The following is a 26,236-nucleotide window of genomic DNA, read 5'->3' as shown; positions in this document are numbered from 1 at the left end:
TATGGCCCGTGAGCGATGAGACAATGGACATGAACCGATCCGAACCAGGTGCCGGACGCGCCGGCGCCTGGAAGCGTTTTGCTCCGTTGGCGATCATCGTCGCCGGACTGGCCTTTGCCTACGCCATGGGCTGGCAGCGCTACTTCTCGCTCGCCTTTCTCGCGGAAAGCCGCGAGAGCCTGCTTGGCTTCGTGGAAGCCAATTACCTGCTGACGCTGGCGGGCTTCACGGGCCTTTACGCCCTGGCTGTCGCCTTTTCCTTTCCCGCCGCCTCGATCCTGACCATCTTCGCCGGGTTTCTCTTCGGCTGGTTCGTCGGCGGCGTCGTCGTCGCCTTTGCCGCGACCGCCGGCGCGACGGCGCTGTTCCTCGCCGCCCGCAGCGCCTTCGGGGATTTTCTGCGCGAGAAGGTTGGTGGCCGCGTCAAGCGCCTCGCCGACGGGTTCGAGGAAAACGCCTTCTCGTTCCTGCTCGTCCTGCGTCTCGCGCCGGTCTTTCCCTTCTTCGTCATGAACATCGCACCCGCGCTCTTCAATGTGCCTGTCCGTACCTATGTCGCGGCGACTTTCCTCGGCATTCTGCCGGGCACATTCGCCTATGCCTATCTCGGAGAAGGCGTAGACAGCGTCATCGTCAAGGCACGCGAGGCCGGGGCGGAGGTGTCCGTCTCCGACCTCGTCACGCCGCAGATCACCATCGCCTTCGTCGCGCTGGCGGTGATCGCGGCGATCCCGCCGATCATCAAACGGCTGCGCGCCGCACGCCGGCCGTCCTGAAACGCCGGACGACGCAACCCGACTGGAGCTATCAATGCCGGAAACACTCAAACCCGATATCTGCGTCATCGGCGGCGGATCGGGCGGCCTCACGGTCGCCGCCGCGGCCGCCGCCTTTGGCGTCCCGGTCGTCCTCGTCGAGGGCGGCAAGATGGGCGGCGACTGTCTCAATTACGGCTGCGTCCCGTCCAAGGCCCTGATCGCGGCCGGCAAGACCGCTTCCACCATGCGTCACGCGGGCGAATTCGGCATTGCCCCTGTCGAACCGGACGTCGATTTTCCCGGCGTGATGGCGCATGTCCGCTCCGTGATCGAGTCGATCGCGCCGCATGATTCCGTCGAGCGCTTCACCGGGCTCGGTGTCCGCGTGATCGAGGACTATGGCCGTTTCACCGGTCCCGGCACGCTGGTCGCGGGGGATTATGAGATCAAGCCGCGCCGCTTCGTCATCGCCACCGGATCGTCGCCCTTCGTGCCGCCGATCCCCGGCCTCGACGCGGTGCCTTTCCACACCAACGAGACGATCTTCGAGAACACCGAAAAGCCCGAACATCTGATCGTCATCGGCGGCGGACCGATCGGCATGGAAATGGCGCAGGCGCATCGGCGGCTCGGCGCGCAGGTTACCGTGATCGAGGGGCTGAAGGCGCTCGGCAAGGACGATCCCGAACTGACCGCGATCGTGCTGGAGCGGCTGCGCGGCGAGGGGATTACCATCCATGAGGGCGCGAAGGTCACCGGCGTTTCGCGTGAAGGCGACAGGACGACCGTCCGTTACGAGAGCGATGAGGGCGAGGCGGAGGTCACGGGGTCGCACCTCCTGGTCGCCACCGGACGCAAGCCGAATGTGGAGCGTCTCGACCTCGACAAGGCGGATGTTCGTCTCGACGGACGGGCCATCGCTGTGGATCGCGCGCTGCGGACCTCCAATCGCCACGTCTACGCCATCGGCGACGTCACCGGTGGCTTGCAGTTCACCCATGTCGCGAGCTATCACGCGGCGCTTGTCATCCAGTCGATCCTGTTCCGCGTGCCGGGCAAGGAAAACCGCGACATCGTGCCCTGGGCGACCTACACCGATCCGGAGCTCGCACAGGTCGGCCTGACGGAGGAGGAAGCCTCGGCGCGCAACCTCTCGCCGCAGGTGTTCCGATGGTCCTATGCCGACAATGATCGCGCCCGGACCGAGCGCAAGACCGACGGTATCGTCAAACTGGTCACCGACGGCAGGGGGCGCATCCTCGGCGCGGGCATCGCCGGCGCCGGCGCCGGCGAGATGATCAACATCTTCGCGCTGGCCGTGGCGAAGAAGATGAAAGCGTCCGACATCCGCGCCTACATCCCGCCTTATCCGACCATGACCGAAATGGCCAAGCGCGCCGCGACCGCCTATTCGGCCCCGGCGACCCGCAATCCGTGGGTGCGCAGGCTGATCGTATTTCTGCGCCGTTTCGGATAACATGCGGGCCATGAGGATGTGCACGCCATGAGCGAAACGGACGCGGCGAAGAAGGGCAAGGCCCTGCTCGAGACCCGGGCGGAGCTTCGGCCGGCCCGTCGCCTGTCGGCCAAGATCCTGCTTCTCACTATCCTGTTCGTCATGATCGCGGAAGTGCTGATCTTCGTGCCGTCGGTCGCGAATTTCCGCATGACATGGCTCGCTGGCAAGGTGAACACCGCGGCGGCGGCGAGCGTGCTGATCGCGTCCGATGCCGATATCGAATTGCCCCTCCAGGCCCAGGATGACGTGCTGATGGCGACCGGGGCCAAGGCGATCGCCCTGAAACTCGGCGAGCGCTCCCGTTTCATCCGGCTGACGGACACGATGCCGGAAATCCATGACGAGGTGAATGTCGCCGAGTTCAGCGCATTTGCCGCCATCCGCGACACGTTCGACACGCTGCTGTTCGGCGGCGATCGCTATATCCGGGCCTACGGCCCGATCGGCGACAGCGACAACATGATCGAACTGGTTCTCCCGGACGCGCCGCTGCGCGCCGCCATGCTCATTTACGCACGCAATGTCGCGGTCCTGTCGCTGATCATCTCGCTGATCACCGCCAGCCTTGTCTTCCTGGCGATCAACCGCATCGCGATCCGTCCGATCCGGCGGATGACACAGTCGATGCTGACCTTCTCGATGACGCCGGAAAGTCCCGACGCGATCATCGCGCCGTCGAAGCGCGGCGACGAGATCGGCATCGCCGAGCGCGAGCTGGCCGCGATGCAGGGGCAGTTGCAGGAAACCCTGAAGAGCCAGAAACGCCTCGCCGACCTCGGCCTCGCCGTGTCCAAGATCAATCACGACATGCGCAACATTCTCGCTTCCGCGCAGCTGTTGTCGGACCGGTTAGGCTCGGTCTCCGATCCCGCCATGCAGCGCTTCGCGCCGAAACTGATGCGCACGCTCGGCCGCGCGGTCAGCTATTCGGAAAACGTCCTGTCCTACGGACGCGCCGGCGAGGCCGCACCGAACCGGCGCCGCGTCAAGCTCGCGCCCATCGTCCTGGATGTCGAGGAACTGCTCGGGATCGATCCGGCATCGGGCATAGAGTTCTCGGCGAGCATCCCGGATGATTTCGAACTCGATGCCGACAGCGAGCAGCTTTTCCGTGTGCTGATGAATCTCTGCCGCAACGCCGTCGAGGCGATGCGCGGCGACACCGATCCCGCGACCGTCAAGCGCCTCTCCGTCACCGCCGCACGCATGGGCACGACGGCGCTGATCAGCGTGGAGGATACGGGCCCTGGCCTGCCCGCCAAGGCGCGCGAGAACCTGTTTTCCGCCTTCAAGGGCTCGGCACGCGCCGGCGGCACGGGGCTGGGCCTCGCAATCGCACAGGAACTGGTGCGCGCCCATGGCGGAACGCTGGAACTGCGCGACGATCGCGGCATCGGCACGCATTTCGAGATCAGGCTCCCCGACGCCCCCGTTTCGCTGGAACAGGAGCGGGCGCGCCGCGTCCAGACCCGCGGCACGGGCGGGCAAGGCTAGCCGAAATGCGGCCCGTGGCTCGCGAATTCGCGTAGCGAGGCCTATCTGCTTTTTTCCACCGAAACGGCTTGAATTAACCCGCACAACAGACTAGGAAGCCGCTTCGACGCGATACGTCGCCGCAAGGCCCTTCGTTTTCGCGCTGCGCGCCCGTAGCTCAGCTGGATAGAGCACCAGACTACGAATCTGGGGGTCAGAGGTTCGAATCCTTTCGGGCGCGCCATTTATTTCAAAGACTTAGCTTCGACGACCGCTTTTTCCTGTGCCGCAGTTTGCAGCCGGTTTGCAAATTCTGTGCTCTTTGCGTTCTCGAACAACATGACGGCGCCTTCAGCCAGCGCTGGCGTTCGAGCGAGATATTTATCCAGAATGGTCGTCACCGTCTTCAGCGAGTGGCCGGTGATTGCTGCGATTTGGGGAGTGGAACAGCCAGCTTGCGCGAGTAGAGTGATCGCCGTTCCACGCAGATCGTGGAAATGCAGATCGCTGATGCCGGCAGCCTTCGTGGCGGCCTCCCATTGCGCCTTGAAATAACGCGCCTTCCAAGGAAGCTTGGTCTTCGTCGTCAGGACAAGGTTCGTGTCTCGGTCGAGACCGTCGAGCATTCGCCGCAAAGCCGCCGTGCATTTGATATCTACGCGGCGGTTAGTCTTTCCTTGGCGCAACGAGATCGTCGAGCCGTCGTAGTTGTTCCATGACAACTTCAGAAGGTCGGCCTGTCTTTGGCCAGTGTGCAGAGCAAGGATAAGAGCCCGCTGCAGTTCGAGTGGGGCGATGTTCATGAAGGCCTCAATGTGCCCAGGCAGCCAGATAAGCTCGGAGCGATCGGTCTTGTGAAGACGGCGAAATCCCGCGACATGGTTGTGTAGAATTCGGCCGTTCTCTCTTGCCCAAGTAAGCATGGAGGAAATCACGGAAAGCCGGTTGTCTGCCTCGCGATATCCGGACTCTCTGGCGACGGTCGCGCGCCAGGACATGAAATCCTGCCTGACGCGCGGATCGTTAAGAGCCCCTATCGGAAGATCTCCGAATTTGGCCTCCGACTTGGTCAGCATCCGTCGATATTCGCCCCTGGTGCTTTCTGCCAATTTCTCGAACTCTGGTGACAGCGTGTAGTCCCTAACAAGGCTGTTGAAAGTTCCCGCGTGGCGATCGGTGAGGGTCTTCTCGGCGGCCACGTAGTCGGAGAGGAACTCAACCGATCCGGGTTCGCCGTTCAGCGCCCGACCGGTCGCGCGGTGGTAATAGTAGAGGCGCACCGAGCCGTCGGCGAGACGCTTCTTGACCTTGTTGATTCCGCGGATCTTAGTCGGCGGCATTCGCGCGCCGCCAAGCGTCGAGGGAGGACTCCCCATTCTCCGTGTCCGAAGGTTGATCGGCGGCATCTCTGGGTTTGAGTCCCGACATTCTGTCGATCATGCGATCGATCATTTGCTTATCCCAGACTTTGCGGCGAAGAAGCTGAATAGGTCTTGGCATTTTGCCCTCTTGGATAAGCTTATCGAAGCTCCCGACGCTAACATTCACATAGCTCGCCGCCTCTTTGCGATCGAGGCATCGGCGTTCGGACGGAGGGAGGGCATGGATGAGACCGGCGGCAAACATCAGCGGAATCCTTCACTGGAGTATCTAGTGAAGATTATAGCAAGCTGCCGGCGGCGTTTCGTTTAAAGCGCGAATTTTTATCAGTGATGCTGCGATGGATCCGATACTGGTGAATTACGCAACAAGATCGACACCATCTGGAACGCCTTCTGGGCTGGCTGGATCGCCAATCCGCTCGAGGTGATCGAGCAGATCACCTACCTGCTATTCATTCGCGGCCTCGACAACATGCATAAGCTCGACGGCCCGAGCAAGAAATCGAACAAAGCGTTGATAGGATCAACACAAAAAAACCGCGCCGGACTTGGGCGCGGTCTTCGATCTTCAGGTTTTTTGGGGGCGTCAGGCGGCCATCACCACCGGATCAATGATGGCGTCTATCTCGTCCTGATGAAGCGTTCCACGCTTGCCAAGTTCATTTGCGAGCCGGGTGATCGTTTCGAAGTTTTGCTCCACGAACTTTGGGACGAGGCGGTTCGCGTCGTTAAAGAAGATCTTCGCCAGCTTCGAGCAATTGTGCAGCGTAGCCACAACGGTGCGTGCCTGTCTTTCGTCAGCGTTGCGGACTTCTTCTTGGAAGTCCATCGGGCTGAAATGGAATTCGGCATAGGGGCCGGCCATCACCTGGACCACGTAGTTCGCGATGTGCTTTCGATCTTCCTTGGTTTCCATCCGGCCCTTTTGAATGATCGGACCGATAACGAGCGATGGCATCGCCATGGATAGCGCGCGCCCAAAGGCGCATTGATTGGCGATCGCGATCCGATCATTGGCAATAAAGCGCGGATCAGCCACAAGATCGTGGGTTGGGATCTGCCCTTACCGAATGACATACAGGGGAAGTCCGATAGGTATTGTTCTTTACTGCCCAAGGGATCCCGCAGTGGAAATCGCTCAACCAATAGCGAATTCGCGAAAACTGGAAATAGCTATTTCGGGAATTCGGTATTGAGGGGCGCCAAGACGGAGGTTTGCCCTCGCAGATTGCTATCTGGCCTACTGGCGGCACCGTGGCAGACGTTTACATCCGCGAGAAATTTCTGTTTTCGTGGAGTTTCGTCAACTTGATGGAAACTCCCGTCAACTTTTTCCTTATTTCGCATAAGGAGATCGGCTTCCGGAGACGCGCGAGGTAAAGGTCAGCTAGGCCCAAGAGCCATCATTTCAGGCGCCGAAGTTTACCATATGACAATGTCCCGCAGTTCGGAGAGGCGCCTTAGACGGCACCCCACAGTCACAGGTGGGCCCGACTCCAATATCTCGGTGGCGCCAGAAGGCATCACCTACGAGCATCGCGAATTTTCCTAGGACTTCGCTTCGAAGGATCCCATCGAAGATCGGATCGCCTTGGTTCCCACAAATTCTTGTCGTTCCTTTCCAGTCGGCTTCGGATGACGTGCTTGCTGTGTTGCTAATTGTCGCCATGAAGCACCTCCTTTGATAGTGCCTCTGTCGCGTAGGACGCCGCCGAGTCGGCGCCAAGGAGGTTTCCCAGGTCGAGTGTGATCAGATTGTGCCATGAGCGTCTGAGGCGCGCCTGGACGACGTGCACGCGCACGAGGGGATGCAGAGGGGGGGGTAAGGATTTCCGGAGCGTAGGACACGCCGGAGACCGCTGCCTAAAATCGGCAGTCGTTCAAGAGTAACACTCCAGCCATTCCGATTCATTTGGTCGATCTCATTCGAGCCTCGCACCTTTTTCGCATCAACGCCATTATCCATCACATGGCTAAGATAGATGTATCATGCTGAATTTTTCATATTTGACATATCAATATGCCTTCTTTATTTACCTCTCCTCCCAGCTTAGGATATGCCAATTGATTACCGGTCCCCAGATGCGCGCGGCGCGTGCCCTTCTCGGCATCGACCAGAAGACCCTTGCCGATCTCTCCGGTCTGTCCGTCCCGACAATTCAGCGCATGGAGGCCAGCGCAGGCAATGTGCGCGGCGTGGTCGACAGCCTGACGAAGGTTGTGGCTGCGCTGGAACTCGCCGGTATCGAACTGATCGGTGAGGGCACCCCCAGCTCGGCGCTCGGACGAGGTGTCCGGTTAAAATCTCCAACCCAGAACCACTGACCCCAGACCTCGCGACGGCGACCGCCGACGACAGCCGACGATCCCGCCGCAACCCATTCAAGGTGCGGCCCCAGATGAAAGATCAGACCAGACAGACCAGCGATGCGCCCAGCTTTGCGGAGCTTTACACCCCGAAACTCGTGACCGTGCTGCGTGAAGGCTACGGGCTGCCGCAATTGCGCGCGGACGCCGTTGCCGGATTGACAGTCGCCATCGTGGCTCTGCCCTTGTCTATGGCTATCGCGATTGCCTCGGGCGCGACCCCGGCTCAGGGGCTCTACACCGCCATCGTCGGCGGCTTCTTCGTCTCCCTTCTCGGCGGATCGCGGTTCCAGATTGGCGGCCCTGCGGGCGCCTTCATCGTTCTGATTGCCGCGACGGTGGCGGAGCACGGGATGGAGGGACTGATCCTGGCAACGTTTCTCTCGGGCCTGATGCTGGCCGCCGTGGGCTTCCTCCGGCTCGGCACCTTCATTAAGTTCATTCCCTTTCCGGTCACCGTCGGTTTCACAGCGGGGATCGCAGCCATCATTTTCGCGAGCCAGATCAAGGAACTCTTCGGCCTGACGTTGAAGCATGAGCCGGGCGAGTTGCTCGAGAAACTCCCCGCCCTGTGGGACGCACGCGCGAGCCTCACACCCGCCGCGATCCTCGTCTCGGCGGCGACGGTCGCGATCATTCTCTCATTGCGCAAGTGGCGGCCGAATTGGCCGGGGATGCTTATCGCGGTAGGTGTCGCGGCGATTGCTGCCGCGCTCCTGAATCTGCCGGTGCAGACCATCGGCACGAAGTTTGGCGGCATCCCTTCGACCCTCCCAGTCCCCAGCCTGCCGGAGCTGTCGGTCGAGAAGATCATGGCGGTTCTGCCCGCCGCGATCTCGTTCACCCTTCTCGGCGCAATCGAGTCACTACTGTCAGCTGTCGTGGCGGACGGCATGACCGGGCGACGGCACCGGTCGAACTGCGAGCTTGTGGCGCAAGGCGCCGCGAATATCGGCTCGGCTCTCTTCGGCGGCTTCTGCGTAACCGGAACCATCGCCCGGACCGCCACCAACGTCCGCTCGGGCGCGCATGGGCCGGTCTCGGGCATGCTGCACGCCCTATTCATTCTGCTCTTTATGATGATCGCCGCACCGCTCGCCGCCTACATTCCGCTCGCTACTCTTGCTGGAGTCCTCGCGGTCGTCGCTTGGAACATGATCGAGAAGCCAGCCATCGCCATTCTAGTCCGATCTGGCTGGGGCGAAGCTTCAGTGCTCGCGGCCACCTTCCTCCTGACCATCTTCCGCGATCTGACCGAGGCCATCGTGGTGGGCTTCGCGCTCGGCTCGGTCCTCTTCATCCAACGCATGAGCAAGACCACCGCCATCGCGTCGCACACGCCTTTCGTGGGCCGCGATGAAGCCGACAACGCTCAGCCCCGCGGAACCTATGACGAAGCAGTTGCGGCGAACCCGGAGGTCGTCGTCTACCGGATCACCGGCGCGCTCTTCTTTGGTGCGACCGCCTCCATCGGCTCCGTGCTCGACCGGATCCAGGACAGCCACAAGGCGCTGATCGTGGATTTCGCGGAGGTGCCCTTTCTAGATTCGACCGGCGCTAACATGATAGAGGGGCTAGCGCATAAGGCCCACAAGCTCGGCGTAGCCCTGTGGCTTACAGGCGCCAGCCGCGACATCCAGAGGGTCTTCGTGACCCATGGTCTGAAACGCCCCCTCGTCCATTACGCGGCAACTGTCGACGACGCGTTGTCAGCGGTTGCAGAGACCTCCGGCGATCAACAGGTGGTCGTATGACGTCGGGAAGCCGCATGTCGTCAGAGTGGCGTTTTCGTGCCAAGAACACCAGTCCGCGAAGCATCAAATCGAGAGAAGTCAGGGCCGGCAAGGAGGACCGGTTAGAACCGAGATCAAGCCGGGGACCAATCGGAGGGCAGCGCTCTATCCAGCTGAGCTACGGGTGCTTGCGGCGTTGAGCCAATGCTTGGCCTTGATAACCGAGGCGGGCGTAACCTTCAATGCGAAATTGCGAGTGGATCTGCGCTGTCTCCTCAGGCAGCGGTCACAGGATCGGAGCCTGTCGGATGCGCCGGGGATGTGCCGGGATCCCGGTCCGTCCGAGGTTGCTTGAAGTTGGCCCGCCATGAAACTAGGTGACTTGGTAAGAGGACGACCTCCGCCAATTTTTTGGACAGACTATTCGGGACGGCCCGGCACCCTGGAGGTCAAAATGCGTTCTCTCGGTGACCGAATTCGCCACGCCATCAGTTTTGAGATAATCGGCCTGCTGGTCGTAGCTCCGCTCGGCGCGTGGGCATTCCAGTTCCCGCTTGATGATATCGGCATAGTCGCTGTTGTAAGCGCGACAATCGCAACCGTTTGGAACCTCGCGTTTAACTACCTGTTTGATCTGATCTTGCAGCGGACGACCGGGAACACGGCCAAGAGCGGCCCAGTGCGAGTAGTCCATGCGGTCTTGTTCGAGGTCGGGCTCTTGGCTGTGCTCATGCCGTTCATCGCCTGGTATCTGGGCGTCCCGCTACTTCAGGCGCTCGTGATCGATCTCTCGTTCGCCCTCTTCTACATGGTTTATGCGTTCGTTTTTGGCTGGGCGTATGACCGCTGTCCGTCGTCAGAGGTTTTGAGCAGTTCGGCGGCCTGATCTAGTGGAGGCTCTGGCCCATCAGGATTTCATTCTAAGCGGCGGCCTTGCGATGCAGCAAGCGCCGTTGATTGATAGTTTCGCGTTTGATCCTTTCTCTTGTCTGCAGGATGGTCTGGCTGCGTCCGAAGTAGACGTCGGCCGGTGTGAGATTGCCGAGGCTCTCGTGGTAGCGCCGGTTATTGTAATGATCGACAAAGGCGTCGATCTGCGTTTCGAGAGCACCCGGCAGGAAGTGGTTTTCGAGCAGGATGCGGTTTTTCAACGTCTGGTGCCATCGCTCGATCTTGCCCTGGGTCTGGGGATGGCAAGGCGAACCGCGGGTGTGCTCCATCCCAATGCCGGAGAGCCAATCGGCCAGTTCGCCGGCGACGTAACATGGACCATTGTCTGACAAGAGCCGTGGACGTTGCATCACCTTGGCGTTGTCGCAACCCGATGCCTGCAGGGCGAGTTCCAGCGTGTCGGTGACATCCCCGGCCTTCATCGTGGTGCATAGCTTCCAGGCGATGATGTAGCGCGAGTAATCGTCGAGGATGGTCGACAGATAGAACCAGCCCCAGCCGATGACCTTCAGATAGGTGAAGTCGGTCTGCCACAGCTGGTTCGGCGCGGTCGTCTTGTCATGGAACTCATCGGCAGCCTTGATGACGATGAAGGCTGGACTGGTGATCAGATCCTGCGCCTTGAGCAGGCGGTAGACCGAGGATTCCGAGACGAAGTAGCCTCGCGTGTCGGTGAACGTCACCGCCAGTTCGCGCGGTGACAGCTCCGGCTCATCAAGCGCAAGGTCGATGATATTTTCTCGGATGTCGTCGGGAATGCGGTTCCAGACCCGCCCGGGCTGAGGCTTGCGATCTTCCAGCGCATCGACGCCGCCGGTGAGAAAGCGGTCATACCAGCGATTGAAGGTCGAGCGGGGAATGCCGAGCTTGTCCAGCGTGCGCTTGGTCGGCAGATGCGACTGCTCGACGAGCCGGATGATCTCCAGCTTCTCGGAGGCGGGATATCTCATTCGTCGTCGCCCCCATCCGCGATCATGCTTTTTTTAAGCAGCCGCAGTTCCAGCGCCTGCTCGGCGACGACCTCTTTCAGATCATGGGCCTCGCGACGCAGATGCTTGACCTCGTCACTGGTGGCTGCCCGCGCGGTGTCGCCGGCCAACCGCTTCTTGCCGGCTTCGAGGAACTCTTTCGACCAATTGTAATAGAGGCTCTCGGCAATGCCTTCACGCCGGCACAGCGCGGCAATCGACTCCTCACCGCGCAAGCCTTCCAGCACGATGCGGATCTTCTCTTCCGCCGAATAATGTTTGCGGGTTGCACGGCGGATGACGGTTGGACAGTCGCGATCTATGTCCTTGTCACCATCGGCGCGCTTTTCCGCGTGGCGGCTCCTTTGCTGCCGCTCCAGTATCTTCCGCTGCTCATGGCTGGAGGCGGATTCTGGAGCGCGGCATTCCTGGTCTTTGCCGGGCGCTATGGACCCTTCCTGTGGCAGTCTCGCTTGCGCACCGCGTAAGACCAGACAATGCGATGGCAGTGCGGACGGGATTTGGCTCTCGGCATTGCGTTTGCGGGAAGGCGCGCTTAAAGTGGCATTCTAAATGCCACTTTAATGAGGTCACGGGATGGGACATTCCCGAACTGCGGGTTCCACCCCATTGGAAGAACATCCTCTGGATCGCGAGGGTGTCGACAGGGCGTTCATCGGACGCCTCGTCAGGGAATTTTATCTGCGGGTCCGGCAAGACGGTCGGCTTGGTCCGATCTTCGCTCGCGAAATCACCGGCGATTGGGAGCCTCATCTTGAGAAGATGACGGATTTCTGGTGCTCGGTAATCCTGAAGACGCGAAGCTATCAGGGCCGCCCGGTGCCCGCGCACGTCAAATTGAAGGGCGTGACAGAAGGCGATTTCGATATCTGGCTTTCGATATTTGCCGATACTGCAGGCGATCTCTGTGACCCGGACACAGCCAGAGTCTTTATTGAACGAGCCGAGAGGATCGCGCAGAGCCTCAAGCTTGCGATGTTCTTTCGGCTGCCTGCAGCATACAGCGGGTCAGTGCCGGCATGAGAATGACTCTTCATACCGACTATGCGCTTCGCATGCTGATCTTCCTGGCGGTCCGCAACGGCAGGCCGTGCACCGTCAACGACGTCGCGACCGCCTATGGCCTGTCCCGCAATCATCTTATCAAGGTGGCGCAAGGTCTCTCGCAACTCGGCTTGGTGGAGACATTGCGCGGGCGCGCGGGTGGGATAAGTCTCGCGAGACCTCCCGAAGAGATCAATGTCGGGTTCGTCGTTCGGGCGATGGAGGACGACAAGGCTATGGTCGAGTGTCTGAAAACCGATGGCGGCGCCTGTGCGATCACGTCGTCATGCCGTCTTACTGGTGTCGTCCGGGAGGCGCTCGCCGCCTACCTCTCAGTCTTCGACAAGTATCACCTACGTGACCTCGTCAGGAACCGTGAGGCGCTGGCGGCGCTGCTTGGCATCGCAAGTCCACCCGAAAGCGACCTGGTGGGGCAGCCCGGCGCCGCCGTGCATGAAGGAGGATGACACTTGGCAGACAACGACCATCCGCAATTCGCCTCGCCGCCCTGCTTTATGCATGAACTCGATCCCCTGTTTCGCGCCGAGACGGAAGACGGGCAGTCGGCAATGATGCCGGCTGGGAGGTCGATCGTCTTTGTCGGGGAACAAAGACTGGAACAATCTCCATCGCGTAGGACTTTGGCGTATTGATCAAACCAAAGCCGATAGCCGTTGTTCAGTTTCGGGCATTCGTTTCAGACTTGCCTCGATCCGCTCCCGCCAGCGAGGACCTCGCGACAGTGCGTCCTCATAGGCCTCTGTGAGCTCCTCCGGACGATCTTCAGCAAGAACCGCCACCAAGAACTCAGCCTGGGCTCTATCTTTCCGAGCCTTCAGTTGATCGGGACCGCCTTGGCGCCGATCGGCCACTATGAGTTTGTGGATTGCAAATCGCTCGGGTCGCGGGATCTGGACCAGGACGCCGGATCGATACAGCGCAACCGCATGGATTGGATCCGCGATCAAGAAATTCAGGTAGTTGAGAGCCTGGGCGCTTACCCCCAACGCTGGCAGGGGTTTGACGCTTTCGTCACCAAAAGCCGGCGTCAGGAACTCGACCATTGCTTCTGAGCGGCTCTGCCGCCATTTCCAAACCTGTCGATCGTTCACGCCCGGAACCGGGTCGAACTTGAGCGACTTGAGAATCTCGTTGGGGTTCTCCTCGACCTTGTCTTCCAGAGCAACCGAGAGCCGTTCGAAGCTGGCGAAATCGATGTCGCCGGTCTGGGCCAATTCCTCGTAGTCCATGCGCACGCCGAGATCGCCCTGGTATAGGCTGTAGGCGGTTGTCCCAACGAGTGTGCCGCCAAGCCGGAACACGCCTGCCCGGGAAAAGGCGAGAAGCAATGAGCCTGTATCGCGATCGGTCGTGATGAAGCCTTCGGCCCGAAGTGTCCTTGCGAGCCTGGTCATCCGTTTGCGCCGCTCGTCCGCTTCGGCCTTTAGCGCCTCCGCGCGTTCCAGGCGCGCACGCAGGTCGGGTTTGTCTTCGCCCAGGTATCGGCTAACCATCTCGGTGCCGATCCGGAACTTCTCGTAAAGATAGGTTCGACCGTTGCGCTTTCGCTCCTCGATCGTGCCAACCAGTCCGGATGCTCTTTCGTCGAGATGAAGGCGCAGCAAGTCCTGGTAGGCCACGACGGCCGGGCGACTGTGAGCGGTGATTTCCATGTCTCGCATTCCTTGCGCTGTGTGCATCAAATTATTATTTGCTGCACACAAATGCAAGTGTGCATCAAAAAAATTACTGATGCACACACCTTTCAGACAGTCAGCCAATTAGTTCTCTCAAAACCGGTTTGCGAATGCTCCATAGCGGGGTTGAGAAGAAGCCTCAGCTTTTGCACCCGTTGAAGGGTCGGAGCGGGATCGCCGCCTCGGGAGCAGAGCCTGATGAAATCGATCCAAGCGCGTTCATTCTCACTGATGTCGCCGCTTCTATCGACCTTCGGGGCGCAGTGATTAAGAGCAGACGTCATTTGCCTGTCCGGGTTCAGCACCAATGAGACAATTTCGGCTTAACGGATATGGGAGATACAAAGGCTGATCTAGAAGGGCTCCAGAAGAATATGGACGCTGAGATAAGCCAGAGCCGCGGCGATATCATCGCTGAAAGCATCAGTGCGATGTTCAAACGCGATGGTTTGCCGGCGCCTATGCTCGAAGATGATGGTGCTTATCGAATGCCTTGAATAGTCGATTTCAGTAGATATGCGACAGAACGATTGTATTCGATTTCTTGGTCGAGCGATGATGAAGGGATTCAATTCATTTAGGACGCGCATATGCCAGAGTTTCGTTTGATCCATACGTCCGACCTTCACCTCGGTCGTCGGTTCAGCAATTTCCCCGAAGAGATTCGAGGCCGTTTGGTCGAGACGCGTCATTCGGCGATCGCGAAATTGGCGGATGTTGCACGCGCACATAATGCCGAGCACATCCTCGTGGCCGGCGATCTCTTTGATACTGAGACGCCGTCTGAACCGGTCTGGCGACAGGCGGTTGCAGCCATGGGCAAGGACGTTAACATCCATTGGTGGATCATTCCCGGCAATCACGACAGTCTTGCTGCCGAGAGCTTGTGGAATCGTTTCCGTGTCCAAGCCCCAGAAACGGTTCACTTGATAGATGCTGGTGAACCGATCGAAATCGCCGGAGAGGTGAGCCTCTTACCGGCGCCCTTGCCGCGGCGTTTCCCGGGCAAGGATCTGACCGACTGGATGCGGGAATGCCCGACCCCAGACGCCAACATCCGTATCGGGCTCGCACATGGCGGTGTCGTCAGTTTCGGGTCTGAGGATGACGGTCAGGAGATCATCCCCTTGGATCGCAGTTCCACCGCTGGTCTGGATTACCTCGCCCTTGGCGACTGGCACGGCGTTAAGAAGATCGGTGAGAGAACCTATTACTCCGGCACGCCTGAGCGGGATCGTTTCAAGCATGCAGGCCGCGGATGCTGTCTCGCGGTCACGATCAGTGGTCCTCGCGCCGTCCCTGAAGTTCAGGTCGTCGAGACCGGCCGCTTTGATTGGGCGGAAACCGAAATCCACCTGACGCCGGAGCAAGATCCGGGAACCGCCTTGCAGGCCGTCATGCCAGGTTCGGCGGGAGACAGGCGCGATATCCTGATGAAGCTCAACGCGAGCGGCTGGACGCGCTTGCCGGAGCGGGAAGCACTGTCGCGAGCGATCGAGCACGTCCGCCATGAGTTCGGCTACTTCGAGTATGTCGAAACCGCTCTACAGACGGAGATAGAAACCGATGATCTCGACGAGATTGCACAGGGCGGAGCGCTGAGGCTGGCCGCTGATGCACTTTATGCGGATGCCGAAAACGAGATGGCGCTTGCTGGTGAGCGCGCCATCGCCGCGGCGGCGCTCCGCCGTCTCTATGGGTTTGCGAGGAGGCAGGAACAGTGAAACTTCGCAAGATCCGTCTCAATAACGTCCGCCGGTTCACGGATCCGGTCGAGATTTCCGGCATTACTTCCGGGCTCAACGTGCTCGCTGCGCCCAACGAGAACGGCAAGTCCACCATTTTCGATGCGCTGCATGCCTTGTTCTTCAAGGGTCACCGCTCTTGGGACAAGGAAGTGTCCAGCTTGGCGCCACATGCCGGGGGCGACCCTGAAGTGGCGCTTGAAATGGAACTTGGCGGCCAAGTCTTCCAAGTGGAAAAGCGGTGGGCAAAAAACCGCAAAGGCGAAGCGCGTGTGTTCCGCGATGGCAGCCTGGTCAAGCAGGGCGACGATGCTGAGGACTGGCTTTCCGCCGCTCTCAAGTCGCCGAAGAATGGCGGACCCGCTGGGCTCTTGTGGGTCAGGCAGGGCATCATCGGTTTGGAGAATGACGATGCAAGTCTGACCGCGCGCCGCGATCTGTTGTCTTCGGTTGCCGGAGAAGTCGAAGCGATGACCGGTGGCCGGCGAATGGAGGTCGCGCGCCGTCTCTGCAGCGAAGAGTTGGAGCGATATCTCACAACTAAGAGCGGAAAGTCTAGGAGGGGCGGTCCGCTCAATGAGGCCGAAGAGCTTGTTGCAGCCCTTGAAACTAAGCACGAGGAACTTTCGGCCAAGGCTTCCAGGCTCCGTGAGGAGATCGACAGAAGGCATGCAGTGCGGCGCGAGCTTGCGGCAATAGAGGATCCGGAATCCGACCGTGATCGGAAGGAGCGGCGACAGAATGCTGAAGCCGCTTTTTCGGAAGCTCAACGTCATGCGGAAACGCTTGAGAAAGCGATCGAATCCGAGAAATCCAGGTTCCATGAGGTTGGTCGCGCCCAGGACAAATTGAAAGTGCAGGGGGAGGCGATCGCAGAAGCGAAGCAGGCACGCGACCTCTTTGCCGACCAAGCGGGCACTCTCGAAGAATGCAAACGCGCGAGGCGAAATGCCGAAACTGAACATGCCGACGTTGCGCAACGGTTCGAGGGAACCGAAAAGGCGCTTGCATCTACCTCCGACACATTGCGCCGTGTCCTGCAAGCCAGGTCGGCGGCTTCGGCTGCTGAGCGCAGGGCGGAACTAACGCAGCGGCTCGCAAGGGCCGAAGATCTGCGGCAGAAAGTCGAAAATGCGAAGGCTGCGGCCGAGATCGAGATCGATGTCAAGACGCTCCAGGGTCTCGAGGAATTCGGCGCACAGATCCAGGCGCTGAAGCACCTGCGTGAAAGCGAGGCGGCTTCTGTGACCATGCACTACGACGGAGGTATCTCGGGTTCGGTTGTTATCGACGGTTCGGCTCTCGCCGACGGCGTCCGGTTCCCGGTCCCCGGCGGTGCGGCGATCGATATTGCCGGAGTTGGACGCCTGGTTGTCGAAACACCCACCGGGTCTAGAGAACAGGATCTTGAAAAAGCCGAGGCTGCGCTGGCGGATCGCTTGCAATCACTGGGCCTTCTGGACATTGCGGCGGCACGGGAGTCCGGACGCAAGCGGCAGGATGTCGAGGCTCAGCTTCGTGACGCTAAGGCAGCCTTGGCTGCCGAGGCGCCCGACGGTATCGAGGCGCTGCGCAAGCGGATTGCGGCCCTTCCGGAAGATGTGGCCAATGCCGGTGAGCTGCCGGATCAGGCTGAAGCCGAGCAGGCCGAACGGGACGCGAAGGCGGCGCGCGATACTGTCATGCTAGATCTCGAAAAGGCACGCGAACGTTTGAGCCATGCCAAGTCGGAAGAGGCGCGCGCGGCAGCCGCTGTCGAGGCGGCCGAAGCCCGGGTGACCAGGTCGCGGAACATCCTGGAAAATCTTGATGAGCTGGAGGCCGGAATAGAGACTCTCCGGCAGCAACTCCCCGCGTTAGAGGCAGCTCTTGCGGAGGCCGGTAGCAAGCGGAAAGAGATCGAAAAGACCGCACCAGATCTCGATGCGGCGACAGCCGCGTTCGAGCGCGCGCGTTCCGTCGTCGAACGCGCTGACCGGGACCGCCAGGAACTTCGCTTGGAATTGCAGCGCCTCGACACGGCAATTGATCTCTATTCCGGTGAAGCAGTCGACGAGGAACTGGCAGATGTCTCGACACGGCTGGAACAGGCCCGCCAGAAACTTGCCGAGATCGAGTTCGAAGTAGCGGTTCTCCAACGGCTTGATTTGGCTCTGGAAAGTGCGCGTGCCGCTGCGCGCGATCGCTATGTTGAGCCAGTTCTGGCTGAGCTCGTGCCCCTCATCCGGCTGTTTTGGCCGGAGGCCGAACTCCACCTCGATGCCGATGACGTCCTGCCAACGGCACTCGTTCGCGCGGGCACGGAGGAGGACTTCGATGTCCTCTCCGGTGGCACCAAGGAGCAGATCGCACTCCTTGTGCGCCTGGCGTTCGCCAGGATTCTTGCGAAGGCCGGCGATGCCGCGCCCATCATCCTCGATGATGCGATTATTTACACCGATGACGATCGAATCGAGCGTATGTTCGATACCCTTACGCGTGAGGCAAGGGACCAGCAGATCATCGTTTTTACCTGCCGACAGAGGGCATTCCGCGATCTCGGCGGTCGCAGCCTTTCCATCGCGCCTGCAAGTCCGGCAACGGCATCAATAGATTGAGAAGGGGAAGCTCTCAATCTTCAACGAAGCGTATACGTCCCCACCGAGAACGCCGCCAGCCAGCCATTGGTGGGAAGCGGAGCTAACATCGCGTAGCGAAGTTAGCGCACGGAGAGTTGGCGGCGTCCGACCAAGGTCGGCCTTCAAGACTCGTCTCAAGTATGTCGCGATCGGCCACTTGTAGCATGTGCAGTGCTGAATAAGACTGCGCACCGCAAAGATTTACTAATGAACTTTTATATCTGCCACTGGTATAGGTCATCGACTTACGACTATGGTTTGTTCGAGGATCCAAGTTCAGCGCGGTGATGAGCAATGTCGTTTGAAGAGCTTCTCTCATGGTCGAATCAAGAAGGGCGCCCTGATTGGCAAAAAGACGCGCTTCGGCGAATAGCGACTACCGGAGAGTTGACTGATGACGATCTCACAGCTCTTAGCAAGATAATTGAGAAAGATGTTGGGCTGTATGACGACAAAGTTCCGTTGGTAATTCCACTGGGTGTCGAACATTTATCTGACGCCGCAACAGATGCGCCCAGAACGATCCTCGGCTCTATCGGGCCTGTGCGTCGCATTGACAGGCTCGCTAGCGATCAACCTCCAATTAGGTTTGCCAAGCGCGGTGTCACGCTTGTCCACGGTGCCAATGCTTCCGGGAAGAGCGGATACTGCCGGATAGCGAAACAGCTTTGCCGCTCTTTGAGCCCCCAAGAACTCAAGGGAAACGTTTATGAGGAAGCTCCGCCTGATCCGCCGGAGGTTGATCTTGTATTCGGCGTTGAAGGGGGAGAGCCGGAGCGTCGGGAGGCGACCTGGAAACGAGGTGATCCGCCACCGCAGGAGTTGGCACGGGTTTCCGTATTCGATACAGAATCCGCGCGCCTATATGTCGACAAGGATCGCAAAGTAGAATTTCTCCCATACGAACTCGATCTGATTAACAAGCTGGCACTTGCGGCAAAGGCTATCGATGGTGACTTCGAAGCGCGCGAGAATATACTCGAGACTGCGATTAGGACGCCTCTTCCGGCCGGCTATAACGAAGACACGGCGGTATCGCGGGCGTTGGCCAAGCTCTCATCAGAAACCGCTCGAGCTGACCTGCCCGAAGAAGCTGCTCTTAGGGCGCTCGCGGAATGGGATAACGAAAAGGAAGCGGATCTCCAGCGCATTAGCAACAGTATTCGCGATGATCCTTTAGTTCAGCTTCGCGCGCATAGAACAGCGAAGCAGGAGCTCGAAAATATGAAGACCGAGCTTGCCGGCCATCTTGCGTGGCTTGGAGACGGAGGTGTCACCAAACTTGTCGAAACGCACACCGAACTCGTGACCAAGGCTGAGGCCGCTAGAGCGGCCGCGCTGGGCCTTGGTGACGGTATGCCGATCCCGGAAATAGGCACGGCAGCCTGGCGTCAGATGCTAATTTACGCGCGTGAATTTGCCGGTGAAGCGTTCCCCGATCATGAAGATCCCAAGCTTGTCACGGGAGATACCTGTGTCCTTTGCCAGCAACGCCTAGATGGTGAAGCCGCGGCACGCATGACCGAATTCGATCGCTATATCTCCGGGCGTGCCGCGAGTGATAGCAAGGATGCAAGAGAGGCTTATGACAAGCTTGTAGGATCCATCAACTCACTCCGCATTAAAACCGCACGGCAAGCCGGTGAGTTGCTCGCCGCTTACGCGGGTATGAGTGACGCGCGCGAGGCGCTTTCGGGCGAGATAGCTGAAGCCTTCACGGCGCTTGGTGCCCGCTTGGCAGCTATAGCGGCAATGATCGAGAGAGGCTCGTTCGATGGTATCAACCGATTGGTGAACCTGCCGGCCGACCTTTTGGATAAGATCGAGAGTGACGTCACGAACCTTCAAGTGAAGATTGGAGCTCTCGAAGGGGCTGAAGCGGACGGTGAGCGAATGAATACGCTCCTGTCTGAAGCTGCAGAATTGGAAGATGCAAAGCGATTGAGCCAAGAAATCGAGATCGTTGCCGAGCGCCAGAAGAAGCTCGTCGAACGATTGATGATTAAAGACGCGCGGAAAAAATGTGCTTCAGGGCCTATCGCGCGACAACTCACGGTGCGCCGGCGTGCATTACTAACAGACAGTCTCAAGACGCAGCTTTCTGACGAACTCAAAGCACTGCGGCTTTCACATATCCCGATCGATCTTTCGGACAGAAGTGCCGGGGGCGACAGTGTTATCGAAATCGGTCTAACAGCCCAACAGCGTGTGAGAAACAACAGCGATGTGCTTAGTGAAGGCGAGCAAAGGGCGCTTGCTTTGTCCTGTTTTCTTGCTGAGTTGAACGAAGTTGGCGCTGAACACGGCATCATTGTCGATGACCCGGTATCCTCACTAGATCACTCTCGCATGGAAGCCGTGGCGAAGAGGCTTGTTGCGGAGGCTGGCGCAGGACGCCAGGTGGTCATCTTTACGCATAATATCGTTTTTCACTACATGGTGGAGAACGAAGCGCGACGGGTCGGTGTTCCATGCCACGCTGAATGGATGATGAGCATTGGTGGAACTAAGTTCGGCATAATAGATGAGTCAGGAAAGCCGTCCCATTCCAAAAAGACCAAGCAGCGCATTGGTGAACTCACCGAAGCCAAGAATCGGCTTTTCAGGGATGGCTATGACCCCGCTTCTCCAGAATACCGGGATCAGGTCACAGCCATCTATACGCTCATGCGCGAGACGTGGGAAAGGTTGGTCGAGGAAATTTTGTTCAACGGCGCGATACAGCGATTTCGCCCCGAGATCATGACACAAAGCTTAAAACATGCCTGCTACGACCCAACAGAAGATTATCCGGCGATCTTTGAGGGCATGAAGAGGTGTTCGCACTATTCCGGGCACGATCAAGCTGCGGATTTACCATCTGAATTGCCGTCACAGGAAGCAATTGAAGCTGACCTCCAAGCCCTACAGGATTTTCATAAGAAGGTATCGGATCGAAAATCAGGCCTTGAGAGTCCGACTCGAAACTCATGCTGACCGGGCCAGTCGTCGTGTGAGCAGCATGACGGATGCGGCGTAGAGGAAGACCTCGGCGGAGGCGATGGTGCCTTCGAAATCCTTGGCCAGCCGTCGGTTGCGACTGATCCAGGCGAATGTGCGTTCGACCACCCAGCGGCGCGGCAGGACGTGGAAGCCGATCTGGTTGGCGATCTTCTTGACCACCTCGATGGCGATGCATGTTGCATCCTTGACCCTCTGGGCGCCATAGGCGCTGTCGGCGAAGGTGATTTCGACGAAAGGGAAGGATCGTCGTGACGCCTTGAGCAGCGGGACGGCACCGTCACGATCCTGAATGTCGGCCGGATGCGCCTGGATGACCAAGGCCCGGCCATCGGTATCGACCATGGCGTGGCGCTTGCGCCCTTTGATCTTCTTGCCAGCGTCAAAGCCCCTGGGGCCGCCGGCCTCGACGGTCTTGACGCTTTGGCTGTCGATCACCGCCGCCGAGGGACTGGCCTCACGTCCGGTCCGTTCTCGATCGGTCATGACAAGGTGGTGATTGATTGTCTGGAACAGACCTTCGCGGCGGAAGCGCAGGAACCAGCCATAGACCGTCGTCATCGGCGGGAAGTCCTTGGGCAGAAGCCGCCAGGCGATGCCACCCCGCAGCACATAGAAGATGGCGTTCATGATCTCGCGCATCGGCCATTGACGCGGCCGGCCGGTCCTTGCCGGCGCCGGCATGAAAGGGGCGAGAATTTCCCATTCCGCATCACTCAGATCGCTTCCATAACGCAGATGATCGCGGCTATGCTGCCGCCGGGTGGCCGGTGTCCACATGAGGCTCTCCAAACTGGCTTTGACAACCGTTTGGAATCACATTCGGGACCGGCCATCCAGCCTCGCCCCGAGTTTCAGGACGGCCTCTGAGAACGGCCATAACTACGAGAAAGGACTGCTTCCGGAATTCCTTTGACTTAAAGGGGTTTTGGCCAACCCTCACGCTCTTCTGTCGCGGGCAGTGTTGAAGCGGTTGCGCAGGCTGCTAAGCTGGGAAGGCAAATTTGGTTTGCAGCCCTATTGCTAACCCTTTGATTTCTTTAACACGAAAACCGCCTCGGTTTGCAAGATTATTCATTAAATTCAATAAGTTGCACCAGACTACGAATCTGGGGGTCAGAGGTTCGAATCCTTTCGGGCGCGCCATTTTTTCCGGGGCGCTTCGGCCAATTTCCGTCAGCTATTGCGCCGTCCAGCCACCGTCGATGGGAATTGCTGTGGCGGTGACGTTGTGGGCGATCGGGGCGCAGAGCCAGAGCGCCAATGCGCCGATTTCCGACGGATCGGACATGCGCAGCGACGGCTGCTTTTCCTTCAGGAGATCGGCGATCGCCGCATCCCTGTCGCCGCCGAACGCCTCGGCGCGGTCGCGGACCTGCGGCTCGATGATGGCGGTCTTGGTCCAGCCCGGGCAGATGCAGTTGACGGTCACGCCGCCTTTCGTCCGGTCGCCCGCCGCGGCGTATTCGAGCGCCGCCACCTGCGACAGGCCGACGAGCCCGTGTTTGGCGGCGACATAGGGCGCCTTGTCCTTCGATGAGATGATGCCCTGCACCGACGCGATATTGACGACCCGGCCATAGCCGCGCTCGGCCATGACGGGCAGCGCCGCCTTCATCGTGTGGAACGCCGCGGACAGGTTGATGGCGATCATGTCGTCCCAGACGGAACGCGGCATCTCGGCGAGCGGGGCGGTGTGCTGGATGCCCGCATTGTTGACCAGGATGTCGGCGCCGCCCCATGCTGCCACCGCCTCCATCATTCGCTCGATCTGCTCGGGTCCGCGCAGGTCGCCGTCGAAGAATTCGGCCTCCGGCGCGCCCGCCTGCCGGAGTTTCCCGCAGACCTCGTGGATCTGCGTGTCGCCCGCGATCCCGTGCACGGCGATGCGCGCGCCCGCTTCGGCCAGCGCCTTGGCGATGGCGAACCCGATACCCTGCACCGAGCCGGTCACCAGCGCTGTCTTTCCCGTCAGGTCGGTCATGTCCTCTCCTCCAGTGTTTTGCGCAATGCGGTCTTGAGCACCTTGCCGTAATTGTTCTTCGGCAATTCGCGGATTTCGAAATAGGCCTTCGGCCGCTTGAAGCGGGCGATCCGCGCCAGGCAATGTGCATCGAGCGCCGCCGGATCGAGCACCGCCCCGGGGGCTGGAACGACGAAGGCGACCACCTCCTCTCCCCATTCCGTGGAGGGGCGGCCGATCACCGAAACCTCGTGCACGCCATCATGGGTCAGCAGGGCCTCTTCCACTTCGCGCGGGTAGATGTTGGTGCCGCCCGAAATGATGACGTCCTTCGAGCGGTCCTGCAGCGTCAGATAGCCGTCCGCATCGAGCGTGCCGACATCGCCGGTCATCAGCCAGCCGTCGCGCAGCGTCTTCTGCGATGCTTCGGCATTGTCCCAGTAGCCCGGCATGACCGGCAGCCCCTTGACCATGATTTCGCCGATCTTGCCCGGTGGCAGCGCATTTCCGTCGGCGTCGCCAATCCGGATCTCCACGACCGATTGCGCACGGCCGACGGACACGAGCCGCTCCCGCCAGCGCGGGTGCGCCCGGTCGGCGACATCGGCGCGCGACAGCGCCGAGATCGCCATCGGACACTCGCCCTGGCCGTAGATCTGGATGAATTTCGGTCCGAACCAGTCGACCGCCTCCTCGATGTCGGCGCGGTACATCGGCCCGCCGCCATAGACGACCGTGCGGATGCCGTCCCCGCGCCGTCCTGTCGCCTTCGCGCGGTCCGTCAGCCGCCGCACCATCGTCGGCGCCATGAACATCGAGGTCGGGCCGGAGTTTTCCGACAGGTCTAGAACCTCGTCGGCGTCGAAGCCGCCGGATATCGGGCAGAGATGCCGCGCGCCGCCGAGCACATGCATCGGCGCGTAGATGCCGGCGCCATGGCTCATCGGCGCGGCATAGAGCGCCGCGTCGTCGGCCGACACCGTGTCGACATCGGCGAGATAGGAAAGCGAGGTCGCCATCAGCATGCCATGCGTGATGCGCACGCCCTTGGGATGGCCGGTCGTGCCGGACGTGTAGAACAGCCAGGCGAGATCGTCGGGCGTCCTCGGTTCCGCGACCCGACCGGGCCCGTCGGTCATGGCGAGGAAACGATCCGTCGAGATGTCGATCGGCTCGGCGTCGGTCGCTTCGGCCAGGGCCGCCCCCGGATCGGGCGTGACGAACACGATCTTCGCTCCGGCGTTTTTGATGATCCAGGCGGCTTCCTTCGCATGCAGCTTGGCATTGATCGGCGCCGCCGCCGCGCCGGCGATCCAGATGCCGTAAAGCGTGACGAGATAGTCCGGGCAATTCTTCATGAACAGCGCCACGCGGTCGCCCGGCTTCACGCCGTCTCGGCCCAGCGCCGCCGCAAGGGCGGATGCGCGGGCATGGAACGTCGCGTAGTCCGCGACGACCGTCTCGCCATGCAACAGGGCGGGACGCTCGCCGGAAACGGCGGCCGTCCGCTCAAGCCACAAGGCGAGGTTCATCAGGTTTTCACCGCTTCCAGGATCGAGCAGTAATTGGCCACGCCGGAGCCGCCCATGTTGAAGACCATGCCCGTCGATGCGCCCGGCGCCTGCATCTCCCCGGCATCGCCCGTCACCTGTCGCGAGACCATCACATGCATGGAGACGCCCGTCGCGCCGACCGGATGGCCCTTGGCCTTCAGTCCGCCCGACAGGTTCACCGGCAGCGCGCCGCCCGGATAGACCGTACCGTTCTTCAACGCCTCGACGCCACGGCCGGGCTCGGTGAGGCCCATCGCCTCGTAGATCAGCAGTTCCGCGATGGTGAAGCAGTCATGCACTTCGGCGAGATCGAGATTGTCGAGTTCGACACCCGCCGAGCGCATTGCGCGGCGGATGGCCTCGCGCGGTCCCTCGAAGGCGAGCACGTCGCGTGCCGACATCGGCAGATAATCGTTCACCTGTTCGGCGGCGCGCATCGTTACCGCGCGCGGCATGGCGGGGATGAGATCGTCCGCGACGAGCACCAGCGCTGCCGCGCCGTCGGAGACCAGTGAACAGTCGGTTTTCTTCAGCGGCGGCGCGATCATCGGATTGCGCTCGCTCTCGGTGGCGCAGAACGCCATGTCGAGCGGCTTGCGCAATTGCGCCAGCGGGTTCTTCGCACCGTTGGTGTGGTTCTTGGAGGCGATCATCGCCAGCGCCTCCGTCGCATCGCCGTAGCGCTCGAAATAGGCCTCGGCGAATTGCGCGAAGACCTGCGGGAAAGAGAGGCCCGCTTCCTCCTTCTGGTAGGAGGCATGACCGAGCGCCGCCGCGACCTCCGCCGTCGGCAGATGCGTCATCTTCTCGACGCCGATCACCAGCGCGATCTTCGCCTCGCCGGCGAGAATGGCGTTGCGCGCCGCGAAAACCGCCGCCGACCCCGAGGCGCAGGCGTTTTCCAGCCGTGTCGCGGGCTTGAACCGGAGGCCCGGATCGATCGACAGCGCCAGCGAGGCCGGAAAACCGTCCGGTACCATGCCGCCATTGAAATGACCGACCCAGATGCCGTCGATATCGTCAGCCGAAACACCGGCATGCGCGAGCGCCTCGGCGCCGGCCTCGCGGATCAGGTCTTCGAGCGACAGCGCAGAGAGCTTGCCGAACGGGGTGTGGCCCCAGCCAACGATATGAACCATGAGGTCTCCTCCTCCAATTGCACCAAGAATAAGCACTCCGGATCGAGGCGATCAATTCAATATGAAAACAGGCGGTTTGGCGCAGCGCGCCATTTGCGGCAGACAGGCCGCATGAGGAGTGACGAAATTGCCTTTCAGAATGCGCCGGTCGGGCCGGTGCTGACCGAGGACAGGGTCGTCCGGCGCTGCAACCTGCGCTTCCGCGAGATATTCGACGCGCGCAACATCGCCGAACTGGTGGTCAAGTTCTCCGGCGTGCCGCTTTGAACACACTGACGGCCCGGATCGACAAACGTATGGTGAAT

At 60.4% G+C, this 26,236-nt stretch carries 22 protein-coding genes, 2 tRNA genes and 1 pseudogene; 16 read left to right on the top strand and 9 right to left on the bottom strand.

Annotated elements, in window-relative coordinates; all coding sequences use genetic code 11:
• The first annotated feature begins 23 nt into the window (after nt 1-23).
• The 4 genes from ACQK2M_RS23205 (at nt 24) to ACQK2M_RS23190 (ending at nt 3,994) form a co-directional block, all read left to right on the top strand.
• Nucleotides 24-776: a TVP38/TMEM64 family protein gene (locus tag ACQK2M_RS23205; protein ID WP_223476743.1), complete on the top strand. Its 753-nt coding sequence runs from the start codon at nt 24-26 to the stop codon at nt 774-776.
• Nucleotides 777-810: 34 nt separating this feature from the next.
• Nucleotides 811-2,235, top strand: coding sequence for a dihydrolipoyl dehydrogenase family protein (locus ACQK2M_RS23200; RefSeq protein WP_425419766.1), 1,425 nt, complete (start codon nt 811-813; stop codon nt 2,233-2,235).
• Nucleotides 2,236-2,262: 27 nt separating this feature from the next.
• Nucleotides 2,263-3,771 carry a sensor histidine kinase gene (locus tag ACQK2M_RS23195; RefSeq protein WP_425419765.1) on the top strand — a complete coding sequence of 503 codons (1,509 nt, stop codon included), beginning with the start codon at nt 2,263-2,265 and terminating at the stop codon, nt 3,769-3,771.
• 146 nt (nt 3,772-3,917) lie between these two features.
• A tRNA-Arg gene (locus ACQK2M_RS23190) sits at nt 3,918-3,994 on the top strand.
• 1 nt (nt 3,995) lies between these two features.
• Here the strand turns inward: ACQK2M_RS23190 and ACQK2M_RS23185 are convergent.
• Both ACQK2M_RS23185 and ACQK2M_RS23180 read right to left on the bottom strand, forming a co-directional pair.
• A complete protein-coding gene (locus ACQK2M_RS23185) occupies nt 3,996-5,090 on the bottom strand; it encodes a tyrosine-type recombinase/integrase (protein ID WP_425419764.1) in 1,095 nt (364 codons plus the stop codon).
• Complete coding sequence (locus ACQK2M_RS23180) at nt 5,077-5,376, bottom strand: hypothetical protein (RefSeq protein WP_425419763.1); 300 nt, start codon at nt 5,374-5,376, stop codon at nt 5,077-5,079. The genes ACQK2M_RS23185 and ACQK2M_RS23180 overlap by 14 nt, the downstream gene beginning before the upstream one ends.
• 126 nt (nt 5,377-5,502) lie before the next feature.
• On the opposite strand from ACQK2M_RS23180, the pseudogene ACQK2M_RS23175 reads away from it, so the two are divergent.
• Nucleotides 5,503-5,619, top strand: a pseudogene (locus ACQK2M_RS23175) (type I restriction-modification system subunit M N-terminal domain-containing protein); the annotation flags it as partial.
• Between the two features lie 99 nt (nt 5,620-5,718).
• On the opposite strand, the gene ACQK2M_RS23170 reads toward ACQK2M_RS23175, so the two are convergent.
• Nucleotides 5,719-6,171, bottom strand: a complete 453-nt coding sequence (locus ACQK2M_RS23170) for a hypothetical protein (RefSeq protein ID WP_425419762.1) — start codon at nt 6,169-6,171, stop codon at nt 5,719-5,721.
• Between the two features lie 1,025 nt (nt 6,172-7,196).
• Here ACQK2M_RS23170 and ACQK2M_RS23165 point away from each other — a divergent pair.
• The 3 genes from ACQK2M_RS23165 to ACQK2M_RS23155 all read left to right on the top strand — a co-directional run bounded on the left by ACQK2M_RS23165 (nt 7,197) and on the right by ACQK2M_RS23155 (nt 10,118).
• Complete coding sequence (locus ACQK2M_RS23165) at nt 7,197-7,457, top strand: helix-turn-helix domain-containing protein (RefSeq protein WP_425419761.1); 261 nt, start codon at nt 7,197-7,199, stop codon at nt 7,455-7,457.
• Between the two features lie 74 nt (nt 7,458-7,531).
• A complete protein-coding gene (locus tag ACQK2M_RS23160) occupies nt 7,532-9,253 on the top strand; it encodes a SulP family inorganic anion transporter (protein ID WP_425419760.1) in 1,722 nt (573 codons plus the stop codon).
• A 433-nt stretch (nt 9,254-9,686) separates the two neighbouring features.
• On the top strand, nt 9,687-10,118 hold the full coding sequence (locus ACQK2M_RS23155) for a PACE efflux transporter (RefSeq protein ID WP_425419759.1): 432 nt from the start codon (nt 9,687-9,689) through the stop codon (nt 10,116-10,118).
• Between the two features lie 34 nt (nt 10,119-10,152).
• On the opposite strand, the gene ACQK2M_RS23150 is transcribed toward ACQK2M_RS23155, so the two are convergent.
• Nucleotides 10,153-11,474 (bottom strand): IS3 family transposase gene (locus tag ACQK2M_RS23150; protein ID WP_425420120.1). Its coding sequence is split into 2 segments (ribosomal slippage): nt 10,153-11,168 and nt 11,168-11,474, totalling 1,323 coding nucleotides; the frame shifts between segments, so codons are not numbered across the junction.
• Here ACQK2M_RS23150 and ACQK2M_RS23145 point away from each other — a divergent pair.
• From ACQK2M_RS23145 to ACQK2M_RS23135, 3 genes are all read left to right on the top strand, one after another.
• Entirely contained in the window at nt 11,427-11,639 is a 213-nt protein-coding gene (locus ACQK2M_RS23145) for an NnrS family protein (protein WP_425419758.1), read from the top strand. The two genes, ACQK2M_RS23150 and ACQK2M_RS23145, sit on opposite strands and share 48 nt — an antisense overlap.
• Before the next feature lie 142 nt (nt 11,640-11,781).
• The gene (locus ACQK2M_RS23140) at nt 11,782-12,195 is read left to right on the top strand and encodes a group III truncated hemoglobin (RefSeq protein ID WP_425419757.1); all 414 of its coding nucleotides are present in this window, start codon (nt 11,782-11,784) and stop codon (nt 12,193-12,195) included.
• A gap of 2 nt (nt 12,196-12,197) precedes the next feature.
• A complete protein-coding gene (locus tag ACQK2M_RS23135; RefSeq protein WP_425419756.1) occupies nt 12,198-12,683 on the top strand; it encodes an RrF2 family transcriptional regulator in 486 nt (161 codons plus the stop codon).
• A gap of 186 nt (nt 12,684-12,869) precedes the next feature.
• Here ACQK2M_RS23135 and ACQK2M_RS23130 read toward each other — a convergent pair whose 3' ends face one another.
• Nucleotides 12,870-13,889: a nucleotidyltransferase family protein gene (locus ACQK2M_RS23130; protein WP_425419755.1), complete on the bottom strand. Its 1,020-nt coding sequence runs from the start codon at nt 13,887-13,889 to the stop codon at nt 12,870-12,872.
• A gap of 614 nt (nt 13,890-14,503) precedes the next feature.
• Between ACQK2M_RS23130 and ACQK2M_RS23125 the strand changes: the two genes are divergently transcribed.
• From ACQK2M_RS23125 to ACQK2M_RS23115, 3 genes are all read left to right on the top strand, one after another.
• Nucleotides 14,504-15,637, top strand: coding sequence for a metallophosphoesterase family protein (locus ACQK2M_RS23125; protein WP_425419754.1), 1,134 nt, complete (start codon nt 14,504-14,506; stop codon nt 15,635-15,637).
• On the top strand, nt 15,634-18,255 hold the full coding sequence (locus ACQK2M_RS23120; protein WP_425419753.1) for an AAA family ATPase: 2,622 nt from the start codon (nt 15,634-15,636) through the stop codon (nt 18,253-18,255). Before ACQK2M_RS23125 ends, ACQK2M_RS23120 begins: the two co-directional genes overlap by 4 nt.
• A 315-nt stretch (nt 18,256-18,570) precedes the next feature.
• Nucleotides 18,571-21,252, top strand: a complete 2,682-nt coding sequence (locus ACQK2M_RS23115; protein ID WP_425419752.1) for an AAA family ATPase — start codon at nt 18,571-18,573, stop codon at nt 21,250-21,252.
• Here the strand turns inward: ACQK2M_RS23115 and ACQK2M_RS23110 are convergent.
• On the bottom strand, nt 21,244-22,056 hold the full coding sequence (locus ACQK2M_RS23110; protein WP_425416307.1) for an IS5 family transposase: 813 nt from the start codon (nt 22,054-22,056) through the stop codon (nt 21,244-21,246). The two genes, ACQK2M_RS23115 and ACQK2M_RS23110, sit on opposite strands and share 9 nt — an antisense overlap.
• Before the next feature lie 189 nt (nt 22,057-22,245).
• On the opposite strand from ACQK2M_RS23110, the gene ACQK2M_RS23105 reads away from it, so the two are divergent.
• Nucleotides 22,246-22,422, top strand: a tRNA-Arg gene (locus ACQK2M_RS23105).
• Nucleotides 22,423-22,456: 34 nt separating this feature from the next.
• On the opposite strand, the gene ACQK2M_RS23100 is transcribed toward ACQK2M_RS23105, so the two are convergent.
• Genes ACQK2M_RS23100 through ACQK2M_RS23090 form a run of 3 tightly spaced genes read right to left on the bottom strand, consistent with a single transcriptional unit; the run spans nt 22,457 to nt 25,931 of the window.
• The gene (locus ACQK2M_RS23100; RefSeq protein WP_425419751.1) at nt 22,457-23,260 is read right to left on the bottom strand and encodes a 3-hydroxybutyrate dehydrogenase; all 804 of its coding nucleotides are present in this window, start codon (nt 23,258-23,260) and stop codon (nt 22,457-22,459) included.
• Entirely contained in the window at nt 23,257-24,771 is a 1,515-nt protein-coding gene (locus tag ACQK2M_RS23095; RefSeq protein WP_425419750.1) for an AMP-binding protein, read from the bottom strand. The genes ACQK2M_RS23100 and ACQK2M_RS23095 overlap by 4 nt, the downstream gene beginning before the upstream one ends.
• Complete coding sequence (locus tag ACQK2M_RS23090) at nt 24,771-25,931, bottom strand: acetyl-CoA acetyltransferase (protein WP_425419749.1); 1,161 nt, start codon at nt 25,929-25,931, stop codon at nt 24,771-24,773. Before ACQK2M_RS23090 ends, ACQK2M_RS23095 begins: the two co-directional genes overlap by 1 nt.
• A 111-nt stretch (nt 25,932-26,042) precedes the next feature.
• Here ACQK2M_RS23090 and ACQK2M_RS23085 point away from each other — a divergent pair, with 111 nt between their 5' ends.
• Nucleotides 26,043-26,198 (top strand): hypothetical protein, encoded by a 156-nt coding sequence (locus ACQK2M_RS23085; RefSeq protein ID WP_425419748.1) that lies wholly within the window; start codon nt 26,043-26,045, stop codon nt 26,196-26,198.
• Nucleotides 26,199-26,236: the final 38 nt, after the last annotated feature.

It is taken from the genome of Oricola indica (assembly GCF_965227485.1).
Classification (GTDB): Bacteria; Pseudomonadota; Alphaproteobacteria; order Rhizobiales; family Rhizobiaceae; genus Oricola; species Oricola indica.
Note: the sequence above shows the minus strand (reverse complement) of the source record. Positions and strands in the feature narration are given on the sequence as shown.

Coding starts and splice junctions, on each gene's coding strand:
- ACQK2M_RS23205 (WP_223476743.1), top strand. CDS start 24: ATGGACATGAACCGATCCGAACCAGGTGCCGGACGCGCCGGCGCCTGG.
- ACQK2M_RS23185 (WP_425419764.1), bottom strand. CDS start 5,090: ATGCCGCCGACTAAGATCCGCGGAATCAACAAGGTCAAGAAGCGTCTC.
- ACQK2M_RS23180 (WP_425419763.1), bottom strand. CDS start 5,376: ATGTTTGCCGCCGGTCTCATCCATGCCCTCCCTCCGTCCGAACGCCGA.
- ACQK2M_RS23195 (WP_425419765.1), top strand. CDS start 2,263: ATGAGCGAAACGGACGCGGCGAAGAAGGGCAAGGCCCTGCTCGAGACC.
- ACQK2M_RS23095 (WP_425419750.1), bottom strand. CDS start 24,771: ATGAACCTCGCCTTGTGGCTTGAGCGGACGGCCGCCGTTTCCGGCGAG.
- ACQK2M_RS23145 (WP_425419758.1), top strand. CDS start 11,427: ATGTTTGCGGGTTGCACGGCGGATGACGGTTGGACAGTCGCGATCTAT.
- ACQK2M_RS23090 (WP_425419749.1), bottom strand. CDS start 25,931: ATGGTTCATATCGTTGGCTGGGGCCACACCCCGTTCGGCAAGCTCTCT.
- ACQK2M_RS23115 (WP_425419752.1), top strand. CDS start 18,571: ATGTCGTTTGAAGAGCTTCTCTCATGGTCGAATCAAGAAGGGCGCCCT.
- ACQK2M_RS23125 (WP_425419754.1), top strand. CDS start 14,504: ATGCCAGAGTTTCGTTTGATCCATACGTCCGACCTTCACCTCGGTCGT.
- ACQK2M_RS23085 (WP_425419748.1), top strand. CDS start 26,043: ATGAGGAGTGACGAAATTGCCTTTCAGAATGCGCCGGTCGGGCCGGTG.
- ACQK2M_RS23160 (WP_425419760.1), top strand. CDS start 7,532: ATGAAAGATCAGACCAGACAGACCAGCGATGCGCCCAGCTTTGCGGAG.
- ACQK2M_RS23110 (WP_425416307.1), bottom strand. CDS start 22,056: ATGTGGACACCGGCCACCCGGCGGCAGCATAGCCGCGATCATCTGCGT.
- ACQK2M_RS23135 (WP_425419756.1), top strand. CDS start 12,198: ATGACTCTTCATACCGACTATGCGCTTCGCATGCTGATCTTCCTGGCG.
- ACQK2M_RS23155 (WP_425419759.1), top strand. CDS start 9,687: ATGCGTTCTCTCGGTGACCGAATTCGCCACGCCATCAGTTTTGAGATA.
- ACQK2M_RS23100 (WP_425419751.1), bottom strand. CDS start 23,260: ATGACCGACCTGACGGGAAAGACAGCGCTGGTGACCGGCTCGGTGCAG.
- ACQK2M_RS23200 (WP_425419766.1), top strand. CDS start 811: ATGCCGGAAACACTCAAACCCGATATCTGCGTCATCGGCGGCGGATCG.
- ACQK2M_RS23130 (WP_425419755.1), bottom strand. CDS start 13,889: ATGGAAATCACCGCTCACAGTCGCCCGGCCGTCGTGGCCTACCAGGAC.